This window comes from Anaeromyxobacter sp. PSR-1, from assembly GCF_000964525.1.
Taxonomy (GTDB): domain Bacteria; phylum Myxococcota; class Myxococcia; order Myxococcales; family Anaeromyxobacteraceae; genus Anaeromyxobacter.
In genome coordinates this window covers 1-11,580 of record NZ_BAZG01000136.1, presented here as the reverse complement: position 1 = coordinate 11,580, position 11,580 = coordinate 1, and the positions used below count along the sequence as shown (strand labels likewise).

The following is an 11,580-nucleotide window of genomic DNA, read 5'->3' as shown; positions in this document are numbered from 1 at the left end:
CTCGCGCGCGGCGACCTCTACCAGGCGCGGCTCGCGCTCGGCGACGCCGCGCTCGCCGCCGCGGCGGCGAACCGGCTGGCGCGCCAGGGCGCGGCGCCGGGGCCGTGACGCTGCGTGAAGGGCCCTACCCCGGCGGCCAGCCCATGCGGCGGCCGCCGAGCAGGTGCAGGTGGACGTGGAACACGGTCTGCCCCGCGTCGTGGTGCGTGTTCACGATCGCGCGCCAGCCGGACCCGTCGATGCCGCGCTCCTTCGCGAGCGCCGCCGCGACCCGGACCAGCTTCCCCATGAGCGCCTCGTCCTCGGCGGCGAGGTCGTTCACGGTGGGGATGTGCTTGCGCGGGATGACCAGCAGGTGCGTGGGCGCCTGCGGGTTGATGTCCACGAACGCCACCGTGTCGGCGTCCTGGTGCACCAGCTTGGCCGGGATCTCGCCCCGCGCGATCTTGCAGAACAGGCAGTCGCTCATCGCTCGCCTCTCCCCCTCCCTAGAACAGCCGCCGCGAGTCGAGCAGGATGGTGACCGGGCCGTCGTTCACCAGCTCGACCTGCATGTCGGCGCGGAACACGCCGGTCTCGACGCGCAGCCCCTTCTCGCGGAGCAGCCCGCACACCGCCTCGTAGAGCGCGTTCGCCGCCGCGGGCGGCGCCGCGTCGGTGAAGCTCGGCCGGTTCCCCTTGCGCGCGTCGCCGAGCAGCGTGAACTGCGAGACGACCAGCACCGCGCCGCCCACCTCGCCCACCGCCAGGTTCATCTTCCCGGCCGCGTCCTCGAACACGCGCAGCCCGGCGATCTTGTCGGCGAGCAGCCGCGCGTCCTGGGCGCCGTCGTCGCGCGCCACGCCCAGCAGGACGAGCAGCCCGCGCCCGACCGCGCCGGTGACCGCGCCCTCCACCCGCACCTCGGCCCTCGAGACCCGCTGCACGACCGCGCGCACGCGTCCTTCCATGGCACGCGGCGGCCCGGCTTTCAACGCCGGCGCGCCGCCGCGGCGGGCCGGCGGGGGCGTCCCCGCGGCCCGTTGCGCTCCGTGACAGGCCCCGGGCCACGTGCTAGACCCGGGCCCGCCTCCAGCCACGGATCCGGTCCGCATGCTGCTCCTCAGGGACGCCCAGAAGACGGACCTCGCGGGGCTCGCCGCCCTGGCGAAGGTGCTCAACACCGTCAACCTCCCCTACGACGAGCGCGCGCTCTCGGGGATCGTCGAGCGGTCGGTGCGGAGCTTCGCCGGGAAGATCCGCGACCCGCTGGAGCGCTCGTACGTCTTCGTGGCGGAGGAGCCGCGCACGCGCCGCATCGTCGGCACCTCGATGATCATCGCGCAGCACGGCACCCGCGAGTCGCCCTGCACCTTCTTCGACGTCTCGGAGCGCGAGCACTACTCGTCCACCATCGACCGGCACTTCAAGCACCAGGTCCTCTCGATCGGCTACCACTTCGACGGCCCCACCGAGATCGGCGGCCTGGTGGTCCACCCCGGCCTGCGGGGCGGCGAGGCGCGCGCCGGCAAGCAGCTCGCGTTCGTGCGCTTCCTCTACATGGCGATGTTCCGCGACCGCTTCCGCGAGCGCGTCCTCGCCGAGCTCATGCCGCCGCTCACCAAGGACGGCCGCAGCCTGTTCTGGGAGGCGTTCGGCAAGCGCTTCACCGACCTCGACTACCAGGAGGCCGACAAGAAGAGCCGCGAGAACAAGGAGTTCATCCAGCAGCTCTTCCCGCCCTCCGACGTGTACGCGACGCTGTTCCCGCCGGCGGTGCGCCGCCTGCTCGGGAAGGTGGGTCCGGACACCGAGCCGGTGCGGCGGATGCTCGAGAAGATCGGCTTCCGCTACGTGGACCGCATCGACCCGTTCGACGGCGGCCCGCACTACGAGGCGACGCTCGCAGAGATCACGCTCGTGCGCGCCTACCGCCGCGCCCGCCTCGCGGCCGAGCCGCTCGACGCCGGCCTGCACGGGGGCGAGGACTGCCTGATCGCGGTGACCCGGGGAGAGGGGCGGACCCGCTTTCGGGCGGTGCGGACCGAGGCGCGGCTGGATGGGACGAACGTCTGGATTCCCGAGCGCGCACGGGAGGTTCTGGAGGCGCGGCCGGGCGAGCGGGCGCACGTCGTCCCGTTCGATGGGGGAGCGCGCTGAGAAGCCCCTTCCGGTCTGCCCTTTGAGTGGGCTAGAAGGCGCGCCATGACCCTTCGCAACCTCCTCCGTGCCTCGTTCCTGCTCGCCCTCGTCGCCGCGGCTCCGGCGGCGCGCGCGGGCGGCTTCTCCACCACCAACGTCCAGCTCCTCCAGGGCTGGAACTTCGACAAGGCGATCGACACCTCGTTCGCCGGCAAGCTGAAGGACGGCACCAAGACCACGCTGACGCTGAACCACTTCTCGACGTGGGAGTACGGCGACAACTTCGCCTTCTTCGACCTCTCGCGCGGCCGCTTCGAGACCGACGACTCGCAGTGGACCGACGCGTACGTCGAGTGGCACCCCCGCCTGTTCGTGAACCAGCTCCTCGGCCAGAAGGACCCGCTGTTCGGCGTCATCCGGAACTGGGGCTTCGCGGGCGAGGTGAACCAGGGCGCCGGCTTCTACGCGTACATGGGCGGTCTCGGCCTCGACTTCGCCGTGCCGGCCGGCTGGGTGCTCGGCCTGAACGCGTACTACCGCTACGACAACTTCAACCGCCACGGCTGGCAGGTGTCGCCGTTCTGGACCGTGCCCTTCTCGCTCGGCAAGGTGCCGTTCCTGTTCACCGGCTTCATCGACGTGAACGGCCTGAAGGACGAGGGCGGCTTCTACACCGGCTCGGACGACGGCGTGGAGATCTGGTCGCAGCCGCAGCTGCTGGTGGACGCGCTCGCGCCGTTCGGCGGCAAGGCCGGCAAGCTCTACGTCGGCGTGGAGTGGTGGCTGCACTACTACAGCCTGGGCTCGTTCGAGGAGACCTCCTCGGCGCCGCAGGCGATGGTGCAGTGGACGGTGTTCTAACCGCCCCCGGATCGTTGCGACCCGACGGCCGCGCTCCTGCGAGGGGGCGCGGCCGTCGTCGTCTCAGATCCGCACCAGCGTCGCGAGCCAGGCGCGCGCCGGCTCGGCGCCGAGGCGCTCGAAGCGCGCCTCGCGCAGGCGCGTCAGCGCGAAGATCGACCGGAACGCGTCGCCGACGTCGGACTCGGAGATCCGGTACGGGCCGGGGCCGGGCGGCTCCTCGTCGGAGAAGCAGAGCAGGTGCAGCGTCGAGCCGGGCGACAGCACCTCGGTGAGCGAGTGCGCGTAGGTCCGCCGCTCGGCGCGGTCGAACACGTGGAACAGGCCGCAGTCCACCGCGGTCTCGAAGCGCCGGTGGAGCGTCTTCAGGTCGAGCGCGTCCGCCACCACGAACGGCACCTGCAGCCCCCGCGCGGCGGCCTTCTCGCGGGCGCGCGCGATGGCGGTGGGCGAGCCGTCCACGCCCATGACGCGCTTCCCGAGCGCGGCGAGGTGGAGCGCGTTCTCGCCGGTCCCGCAGCCCACGTCGAGCACGTCGCCGACGATCTCGCCCGCCTCCGCGAGCGCGACCAGCTCCGCCTGCGGGCGCCCGATGTCCCAGGGCGGCGTGCCCTCCCGGTAGCGATCGTCGAACGCGCGGCGCTGCGAGTCGGCCATGGCATCCTCCGGCGCCGCCCCGGGCGGCGCGCACCCCTTCTTGTCCCGCGCGCGGTCCGGGCGCAAGATCGCCCCATGCCGTTCGAGCCCGCCTTCATGTCCCGCCTCGAGGCGTTCCAGGCCGAGCTGGCCGAGGTCCGCGCGCCCGCCGACTGGATCGCGTTCCGCGCGCGCTGGTTCACCGACCTCCCCTGGCCCTCGCGCACCCCGGAGGCGCTCGCCGCCGCGCGCGGCGACGGCGCGCCGTGGGTGGTCGCGGGCCGCACCTTCCGGCGCGCGCCGCTGCCCGACGACCTCACGCCCGAGGCGAGGTACGCCTACTTCTCCGCGCTGGCGCGCGGCTTCGCGGCGATGTACCCGCACGACGCACCCGGCACCGGAGGGTCGGCGGTGCGCCACCACTGCCCCGCCTGCGAGCTCTACTCGGACGAGCCCGGCGATCCGGCCTGCCCCGGCTGCGGCCGCCCGCTGCTCGCGATGCGGCTCGCGCCGCCCGCGCGCTGACGGCGATCGCGGCACCCGGCGCGCTCGTGCGCCCGAGCGAGCGAGCGCGTGGCCGCGCCGCGCCTTCCTCGTCCGGGCGCCGACCCGCGGGGGCAATTTCGCTCCTCGCCGCAGGGAGTATTCTGCCGCCCGCTCTTGTCGAGCCGCGCGACCGCGCAAGCTCGAGGTGACCCCGATGATCAGCAGCGCAGCGAGCCGGGGCCCGGTGCGGCCGGAGACGGTCGAGCCGGGGCGGGGGGACGGCGGGGACGGCGAGGCCGGCCCCGGGAAGGAGACGAGCCTGCGGCGCCCGCGCGCCGCCCCGGCGGCGGCGCGCGCCGAGGCGTGGCCGGCGCTCGCCATGTTCGGGCTGTGCGCCCTGCTCGCGGCCGAGACGGCGCTCCTCGCCGCCCTCGGCCTCGGCGCGGGGGACGCGCTCCTGCCCGGCGGCGATCACGAGGGCGTGCTGTTCGGGGCCTCGCTCGCGGCGGCGGTGCTGGGCGGCGCGCTCGCCTCGATGACGCTGGTCCGCGCGCTCCGCGCCTCGCGGGCCGACCGCGACGGGCGCGCCCAGGCCGAGGCCGCGCTGCGCACCCGCGACGAGTTCCTCGGCCTCGCCGCCCACGAGCTGAAGACCCCGCTCACCGCGCTGTTCCTCGAGCTCGGGGCCGCGGGGCGCGACGCGACCCGGCGCGGCGACGAGGCCACGCAGGGGCACCTCTCGCGCGCCGACCGCGCCGCGCGGCGGCTCGCCGAGCTGGTCTCGCGCCTGCTGGTGGACGCGCGCGCGGCCGCGGAGCCGCTCGCGCTCGAGGAGGTGGACCTCGGGGCGCTGGCGAGCGACGCGGTGGACGCGCGCCGCGAGCTGTTCGACCGCGCCCGCTGCGACGTCACGGTGCGCGCCGAGGGCCCGGTGAGCGGTCGCTGGGACCGCACGCGCGTCGATCGCGCGCTCGCCAGCCTGCTCGCGAACGCCGCCAAGTACGGCCAGGGGCGGCCGATCGAGGTGACGGTCCGCGCCGAGGGGGCGCAGGCCCGGCTCTCCGTGCGCGACCACGGCATCGGCATCCCGCCGGAGCGGCGCGCCGCCATCTTCGACCGCTACGCGCGCGCGGTGTCGGCCCGCCACTACGGCGGCCTCGGGCTCGGCCTCTGGATCGCGCGCCGCGAGGCGCTCGCGCTCGGCGGCACGGTGACGGTGGAGAGCCGCCCCGGACACGGCGCCGAGTTCACGCTGCGGCTGCCGGCGGGGACCGTGGCGCCGCTGCGCGGGCTCCCCCGGGCGGCGGGGGCGCGCTGGTCCGGGCGCCCGCGCGGGCGCTGCGCTGGCTGGCGTGGCGCGGCCGCCGGTGCTAGGTTCCGCGCCCGATGCTCCTGCACCCCGCTGGCGCGCCGCGGGGGGGCCCGTCCGGCCTCAGGTTCCCGGCGTTCCTCTGGGCGCTCCTCCACGTTCCGGTCTTCCTCGCGCTCTACGCGACCTCCATCGGGCAGGCCGTCCAGGCCACGCCCGCGCCGTACCGCGCCTGGCTCTGGCCGACGTTCCTCCCCCAGGCGCTGCTCCTCGCGCTCCTCGCCTTCGCGCTGGCGCTGCCGTTCTCGCTCGCCCCGCGCGCCTACCGCTTCGCGGTGGGGGCCGCGGCCGGCCTGCTCACCGGCGGGCTGGCGGTGGACGCGAAGGTGCTGCAGTCGGTGGGCTTCCACCTGAACGGCTTCTTCCTGCGGGTCATGCTGCAGCCGAACGCGCTGCGCGAGACCGGCGTGCCGCTCTCCGACGTGCTCCTGTTCCTCGGCGGCGCGCTCGCGCTGGTGGCGGTGGACGTCGTCGCGGGCGCCTGGTTCGTGCGACGCTTCGCGGCCCCCGCGCGCCGCACCTGGTCGTGGGCGCTCGCGCTCCTGCTCCTCTCCGCGGCGGAGCGGGTCTACGGCGGCGGGCTCACCTACTTCGCCGGCTCCTCGGTGTTCGCCGCCTCCACCACGCTCCCGCTCCAGGTGCCCGTCCGCATGCAGGGGCTGGCGCGCTCGGTCTTCGGCGATCGCACCAACGATCCGTTCGAGGGCGCGAACGCCTCGAAGCGGCTGCCGGCCGGCGTGGACCCCGCCGAGCTCCGCTTCGAGCAGCGGCCCGACGTCCTGTTCGTGGTGGCGGAGAGCCTGCCCGCCGAGCACCTCGACGCGCGCACCATGCCGCGCCTGTGGGCGCGGGCCCAGCACGGCGCGCGCTTCACCCGGCACTACGCCGCCGCCAGCTCCACCAACTACACGCTCTTCTCGCTCGTGTACGGGCTCCAGGCCCAGAAGCTCGAGGCCGTGGTCGGCGCGGGGCGGCAGCCGACGCTGTTCCCGGCGCTGACCGACAACGGCTACCAGGTGAAGGTGAGCGCGGCCTCCTGCGTGGACTGGATGGACCTGCAGAAGACCGTGTTCGGCGGGGTCTCCGACCTCGAGACCTGGTGCGACGGGAACGACCCGTCCACCCGCGACGCCCAGATGCTGAAGAGCGCCCGCGCCTTCGCGGCCCGGGCCGACCCGGCGCGGCCGGTGTTCCTGTTCCTCTTCTTCTTCGGCACCCACTTCAACTACTTCCACGAGCCCGAGGACCAGGTGTTCGCGCCGGCCTGGGACGGCATGGGCGGCCTGAAGGCGACCCGCGCGCCGGGCCAGGAGATCGAGAACCGCGCCCGCAACGCCGCGCACGCGCTCGACCGCGCGCTGGACGCGTTCCTCGACGACTTCGCGCGGACCCGCGGGCGCGAGCCGCTCGTCGTCTTCACCGGCGACCACGGCGAGGAGTTCCGGCAGAAGGGGCACCTCGGCCACGGCTCGGCCGTCACCGACGAGCAGATCCACGTGCCCGCGGTGTGGCTCGGGCCGGGCGTGCCGGCCGGCGTGCGCGACGAGGTCACCAGCCACGTGGACGTGGTGCCGACGCTGTTCGCGCTGATGGGCGAGCGGCACCCGCCCTCGCTCTACGCCGACGGCCTCTCCATGTTCGAGGCGCCCGCGGACCGGTTCGTGGTCTCGACCGTGGGCTGGGAGCCGCGCTACGCCGCCATCGGCAAGGACCTGAAGGTCACGATGTACGCCGGCATGGGCGGCGCGCAGATCACGGACCCCGACGACCGGCCGCTCCCGGACGGGCCGGCGCGGATGGCCCGGCAGGCCGGGCGGATCATGCGCGCGCTCCGGGGCGAGTCCGAGCCGGCCCCCCGCGCCGCCGCCGCGCCCGCGCCCTGACCGCGCCGCGCACCCGTGCGCACACCGCCGCCGGCCGCCGCCTCGACGGCCGCTCCGGGCCCATGCTCTGCTCCGGGCATGCGCCGGCTCGCCCTCGCCGCCCTGGCCCTCTCGCTCGCGTCCGGCTGCGCGTCGCGCGAGGCGCTGTGGCGCTACCGCGAGGAGGGCACGTTCGGCGACGGCGCGGCGCCGCTCCACGCCGAGCCGATCGGCGAGGGCGCCGAGTACCGGCTCGTGGCGGCCTCGCTCGGCGAGGCGGACCTCTCGGTGGAGCGGAGCGTGGCCGCGCTGGGCGACGCGCCGGTGCGGGTGGACCTGGGCCGGGTGCGGCTGCGCGCCGCCAGCGGCGAGGAGCTCCCGCTCGTGCGCGCCTGCCTGCTGGAGGCGGTTCCGCGCTGCGCCGCGGGCGGCGCCTCGCGCGGCTTCGTGGCCACGCTCTCGCCCGGCGAGGTGGTGCGCTTCCGCGCCGACTTCGGCCCGGTGGACGGGCTCGGGCCGGACCGCGCGCCGAACCCCGAGGTGCTGAAGGTGACGCTCTCCGAGGAGGGCGTGTACGTGGGCGGCCGGCTCCAGCCGGTCACGGTGGTGCTGGAGCGGGTGCCGGCGCGGTAGCGCCGCGCTAGTCGGCCAGCAGCACCGTGCCCGCCGAGCCCGGCTCGAGCACCGCCGCGACGAGGTCGCCGGGCGCGAGCTTGCCGAGGATCACCACCGAGCGGGCGCCGCCGCGCAGCACCTCGAACGACTCCTCCAGCTTCGGGATCATGCCGCCGGAGATGGTGCCGTCCGCCACCAGCCGCTCGAACTCGGCGCGGGTGATGCGGGGGATGCGGCTCGAGGGATCCTTCACGTCGCGGAGCACGCCGGGGGTGGAGGTGACGAGCACGAGCGCGTCGGCGCGCAGCGCGCCGGCGAGCTGGCTCGCCACCGTGTCGCCGTTGATGTTGAGCGCCTGGCCGGCGTCGTCGCAGCCCAGGCACGCCAGCACCGGCACGTAGCGCCGCTCGAACAGGTCGCCGAGGAGCGGCAGGTTGAAGCCGGTGACGTCGCCCACCAGGCCGAGGTCCACCGGCTCCGGCCCGGCGCCCTGCATCACCCGCGGCGGCCGGCGGGTGGCCTGGACCGCGTGGCCGCTCGCGCCGTGGAGCCCCACCGGCATGACGCCGTTCGCGAGCAGCCGCGCGCAGAGATCCACGTTGAGCTGCCCCGCCACCACGTACTTCATCACCTCGAGGGTGGCCTCGTCGGTGTAGCGCCGGCCCGCCACCATCCGCGTCTCGAGGCCGAGCCGCCTCTGGAGGGCGGTCGCCTGCGGGCCGCCGCCGTGCACGATGGCCACCCGGTTCCAGCCGTCCACCAGCGTGCGCAGGTCGCGCGCCACCAGGTCGAGCTCCGGGGAGTGGACGATCTCGCCGCCCAGCTTGAGGACGATGGTCTTCATGGAGGCCAGGGGCCGGGGTCGGCGAGCGAGGCCTTCTCGTCGAGCCCGAGCACGAGGTTCATGTTCTGGATGGCCTGGCCGGCCCCGCCCTTCACCAGGTTGTCGGTGGCGCCGAACAGCGTGACCGTGCGCCGGCCGCCGAGCGCCGGCCCCGCCGCCACGCCCACCTCGGCGTAGTTGGAGCCGGACACCGCCGCGACCTCCGGCAGGCGCTTGCGCGGGACGCGCACGAACGGCTCGCCCGCGTACGCCTCGCGGTAGAGCCGGTCGAGCCGGTCCTGCGTCCAGGCCTCCGGCAGCTCCACGAACGCGGTGGCGAGGATGCCGCGGGAGAGCGGCGCCGACACCGGCACGAAGCGCAGCGCCAGCTCGCGCGCGCCCGCGGCCGCGAGCGCCTCGCCGATCTCCGGGACGTGCTGGTGCTCGAGCGGCTTGTAGGTCTTGAGATTTCCGGCGCGGACCGGGTGGTGCGTGCCGGCCGACGGGGCCACCCCCGAGCCGGAGGAGCCGGTGATGCCCTGCACGTGGACCACGCCCTCGAGCAGCCCGGCGCGCGCGAGCGGCAGGAGCGCGAGCTCGATGGTGGTGGCGAAGCAGCCGGGCGAGGCGACGAAGCGCGCCCCGCGGATCCGCTCGCGGTTCAGCTCGGGCAGCCCGTAGACGAAGTCGGTCAGCCGCTCCGGGCAGGGGTGGACGTGCCGGTACCAGCGCTCGTACGCGGCGGCGTCCTTCAGCCGGAAGTCGCCGCTCATGTCCACGACCTTCACGCCCGGCAGCGCGGCGAGCTCCGGCACCTTCGAGGCCGCCACCGTGTGCGGGAGGCCGAGCAAGACCACGTCCATGCCCGCGGCGGCCTCCGCCGGGGGGATCCCCTGGAACGTGAGGTCGGTGACGCCCTCCAGCGCGGGATCGGCGGCCGAGAGCGGCTCGCCCACGAAGTCGATGGAGGCGACGCGGACCAGCTCCACGTCGGGGTGGATGAGGAGCCGGCGGATCATCTCCGCCCCGCCGTACCCCGAGCCGCCGATGACCGCGGCCTTGAAGCGCTTGCCGGTCGCCATGCGCCGCCCTTATACCGGGAGCGCCCTCGCCCGGCCAGCGCCGACGCGCCGCCCGCGCGGGCTTTGCCCCGCGCGCCCGCCGCTGGCGGGCGCCGCCGGGCCGGGGACGACACGGATGGCCGCAAGGATCGAGGACGCGCTCACCTGGCTGCAGGGACAGCGCGGCGCCATGGAGGCGCTGCTGGAGCGCCTGGTCTCGCAGAACTCCTTCACGCAGAACCGCGCCGGGGTGGAGGCGGTCGCGAACGTGGTGGCGGGGCAGCTCCGCACGCTCGCCATGGACGTGGAGCTGCGCCCCTCCCACCGCTACGGCCCGCACGTGCTGTTCACCGGCCGGGCCGCTGGCGCGCCGGTGTTCCTCCTCGGCCACACCGACACGGTGTTCCCGCCGGGCACGTTCGAGGGCTTCCGCCGCGAGGGCGACCGGGCGCGCGGGCCGGGCGTGTTCGACATGAAGGGCGGCATCGTGGTGATGCTGTTCGGGCTGGCGGCGGCGAAGCGCGCCGGGGTGCTGGAGCGCGTCGCGGTGCGGGGCGTGCTCGTCTCCGAGGAGGAGGTGGGCTCCCCCGAGTCGCAGCCGGTGATCCGCGCCCACGCCGCGGGCGCCGCCTGCGCGCTCGGCTTCGAGTCCGGCCGCCCGGGCGACCTGGTGGTCACGCGGCGCAAGGGCGTGGCCTCGGTGCGGGTCGAGGCGCGCGGGGTGGCGGCGCACTCGGGCAACGAGCACGAGAAGGGCCGGAGCGCCATCTGGTCGCTGGCGCGCTTCGTGGACCGCGCCCAGTCGCTCACCGACTACGCGCGCGGGCTCACCGTGAACGTGGGGACCATCGCCGGCGGCACCACCAAGAACACCGTGCCGGACGCGGCCGCCTGCGAGGTGGACCTGCGCTTCGAGACGGTCGCCGACGGGCAGGCGCTGCGCGAGGCGGTGGAGGCGGCCGCGCGGGAGGCGGCCATCCCGGGCACGGAGCTCGAGGTGACCCCGGGCGCCTGGCGCGATCCGCTGGAGCGCACCCCGGCCTCGTCGGCCCTCGCCAAGGAGTACGGCGACTGCCAGCGCGAGTGCGGCCTGGGCCAGGGCGAGGCCCCGCTCGCCGGCGGCGGCTCCGACGCGTGCACCACCGGCGCGGCGGGCATCCCGACCATCGACGCGCTCGGCGCGCGCGGCAAGGCGTTCCACACGCTGGGCGAGGAGGTGGACCTGGGCTCGCTCGTGGCGAAGGCGAGCGCGCTGGCCCGCTTCCTGGCCCGCCGCGCGGGGTGAGGCGCCTCGGCGCCGCTCACCCCGAGCCCGCCGAGGGGCGCAGCCACCGCCACAGCCGCCCGGGCGTGGGCGAGAGCCGGAGCGCCAGCGCGCGGGCCGCCGCGCGGGTGCGCCCGCCGGTCCGCTGCGCCAGCCCCTCCAGCAGCCGGATCGCGTCGCGCCGCCTTCCGGAGCGCGCCCAGGCGCGCGCGAGGAGCAGCGTCGCCTCGCCGTGCCACGGCTCCAGGCGCCCGGCCGCGTGGAGCAGCCGCTCCGCCGGGCCGAGCGCGCGCGCGGCGAGCAGCGTGCGGCCGCCGCGCACCAGCGCCGCCACCGCGTCGGCGCGCCGCCCGCGCGACAGCTCCAGGTCGCCCATCTCCTCCCACAGGCCGTCGTCGCGCGGGAACGCCTCGGTCGCCTGCGCCAGCACCGCCAGCGCGCGGTCCACGAACCCGGCGCGGCGGTGCCCGTCGATCGCGGCG

12 protein-coding genes and 1 pseudogene are annotated in these 11,580 nt (G+C 75.7%); 7 read left to right on the top strand and 6 right to left on the bottom strand.

Annotation, left to right across the window (positions count from 1 at the left end):
• Window positions 1-124: 124 nt before the first annotated feature.
• Entirely contained in the window at window positions 125-469 is a 345-nt protein-coding gene (locus PSR1_RS16980; protein ID WP_059438645.1) for a histidine triad nucleotide-binding protein, read from the bottom strand.
• Between the two features lie 19 nt (window positions 470-488).
• Window positions 489-938 (bottom strand): D-aminoacyl-tRNA deacylase, encoded by a 450-nt coding sequence (dtd, locus tag PSR1_RS16975; RefSeq protein WP_059438644.1) that lies wholly within the window; start codon window positions 936-938, stop codon window positions 489-491.
• 154 nt (window positions 939-1,092) lie between these two features.
• Here dtd and PSR1_RS16970 point away from each other — a divergent pair, with 154 nt between their 5' ends.
• Both PSR1_RS16970 and PSR1_RS16965 read left to right on the top strand, forming a co-directional pair.
• Window positions 1,093-2,139 (top strand): arginine N-succinyltransferase, encoded by a 1,047-nt coding sequence (locus PSR1_RS16970; RefSeq protein ID WP_059438643.1) that lies wholly within the window; start codon window positions 1,093-1,095, stop codon window positions 2,137-2,139.
• Window positions 2,140-2,184: 45 nt separating this feature from the next.
• A complete protein-coding gene (locus PSR1_RS16965) occupies window positions 2,185-2,982 on the top strand; it encodes an ion channel protein Tsx (RefSeq protein WP_059438642.1) in 798 nt (265 codons plus the stop codon).
• Window positions 2,983-3,045: 63 nt separating this feature from the next.
• Here PSR1_RS16965 and PSR1_RS16960 read toward each other — a convergent pair whose 3' ends face one another.
• Window positions 3,046-3,639 (bottom strand): class I SAM-dependent methyltransferase, encoded by a 594-nt coding sequence (locus tag PSR1_RS16960; RefSeq protein ID WP_059438641.1) that lies wholly within the window; start codon window positions 3,637-3,639, stop codon window positions 3,046-3,048.
• 75 nt (window positions 3,640-3,714) lie between these two features.
• Between PSR1_RS16960 and PSR1_RS16955 the strand changes: the two genes are divergently transcribed.
• The 4 genes and pseudogenes from PSR1_RS16955 (at window position 3,715) to PSR1_RS16940 (ending at window position 7,968) form a co-directional block, all read left to right on the top strand.
• Window positions 3,715-4,143, top strand: coding sequence for a hypothetical protein (locus tag PSR1_RS16955; protein ID WP_059438640.1), 429 nt, complete (start codon window positions 3,715-3,717; stop codon window positions 4,141-4,143).
• Between the two features lie 175 nt (window positions 4,144-4,318).
• Window positions 4,319-5,311, top strand: a pseudogene (locus PSR1_RS24650) (sensor histidine kinase); the annotation flags it as partial.
• A 179-nt stretch (window positions 5,312-5,490) separates the two neighbouring features.
• Window positions 5,491-7,356, top strand: a complete 1,866-nt coding sequence (locus tag PSR1_RS16945) for a sulfatase-like hydrolase/transferase (protein WP_059438639.1) — start codon at window positions 5,491-5,493, stop codon at window positions 7,354-7,356.
• Window positions 7,357-7,434: 78 nt separating this feature from the next.
• Window positions 7,435-7,968: a hypothetical protein gene (locus PSR1_RS16940; RefSeq protein WP_059438638.1), complete on the top strand. Its 534-nt coding sequence runs from the start codon at window positions 7,435-7,437 to the stop codon at window positions 7,966-7,968.
• Window positions 7,969-7,975: 7 nt separating this feature from the next.
• On the opposite strand, the gene argB is transcribed toward PSR1_RS16940, so the two are convergent.
• Entirely contained in the window at window positions 7,976-8,794 is an 819-nt protein-coding gene (argB, locus tag PSR1_RS16935) for an acetylglutamate kinase (protein WP_059438637.1), read from the bottom strand.
• Window positions 8,791-9,855, bottom strand: coding sequence for an N-acetyl-gamma-glutamyl-phosphate reductase (gene argC, locus PSR1_RS16930; RefSeq protein WP_059438636.1), 1,065 nt, complete (start codon window positions 9,853-9,855; stop codon window positions 8,791-8,793). Before argC ends, argB begins: the two co-directional genes overlap by 4 nt.
• Window positions 9,856-9,970: 115 nt before the next feature.
• Between argC and PSR1_RS16925 the strand changes: the two genes are divergently transcribed.
• Window positions 9,971-11,119 (top strand): M20 family metallopeptidase, encoded by a 1,149-nt coding sequence (locus PSR1_RS16925; RefSeq protein ID WP_059438635.1) that lies wholly within the window; start codon window positions 9,971-9,973, stop codon window positions 11,117-11,119.
• Between the two features lie 16 nt (window positions 11,120-11,135).
• Here PSR1_RS16925 and PSR1_RS16920 read toward each other — a convergent pair.
• A partial coding sequence (locus PSR1_RS16920) for a tetratricopeptide repeat protein (RefSeq protein WP_059438634.1) occupies window positions 11,136-11,580 on the bottom strand: 445 nt, incomplete at its 5' end.

Excerpts from the sequence above, each read along its gene's own strand:
- argC (WP_059438636.1), bottom strand. The coding sequence starts at position 9,855 with ATGGCGACCGGCAAGCGCTTCAAGGCCGCGGTCATCGGCGGCTCGGGG.
- PSR1_RS16940 (WP_059438638.1), top strand. The coding sequence starts at position 7,435 with ATGCGCCGGCTCGCCCTCGCCGCCCTGGCCCTCTCGCTCGCGTCCGGC.
- PSR1_RS16925 (WP_059438635.1), top strand. The coding sequence starts at position 9,971 with ATGGCCGCAAGGATCGAGGACGCGCTCACCTGGCTGCAGGGACAGCGC.
- PSR1_RS16945 (WP_059438639.1), top strand. The coding sequence starts at position 5,491 with ATGCTCCTGCACCCCGCTGGCGCGCCGCGGGGGGGCCCGTCCGGCCTC.
- PSR1_RS16960 (WP_059438641.1), bottom strand. The coding sequence starts at position 3,639 with ATGGCCGACTCGCAGCGCCGCGCGTTCGACGATCGCTACCGGGAGGGC.
- PSR1_RS16955 (WP_059438640.1), top strand. The coding sequence starts at position 3,715 with ATGCCGTTCGAGCCCGCCTTCATGTCCCGCCTCGAGGCGTTCCAGGCC.
- PSR1_RS16965 (WP_059438642.1), top strand. The coding sequence starts at position 2,185 with ATGACCCTTCGCAACCTCCTCCGTGCCTCGTTCCTGCTCGCCCTCGTC.
- PSR1_RS16970 (WP_059438643.1), top strand. The coding sequence starts at position 1,093 with ATGCTGCTCCTCAGGGACGCCCAGAAGACGGACCTCGCGGGGCTCGCC.
- argB (WP_059438637.1), bottom strand. The coding sequence starts at position 8,794 with ATGAAGACCATCGTCCTCAAGCTGGGCGGCGAGATCGTCCACTCCCCG.
- PSR1_RS16980 (WP_059438645.1), bottom strand. The coding sequence starts at position 469 with ATGAGCGACTGCCTGTTCTGCAAGATCGCGCGGGGCGAGATCCCGGCC.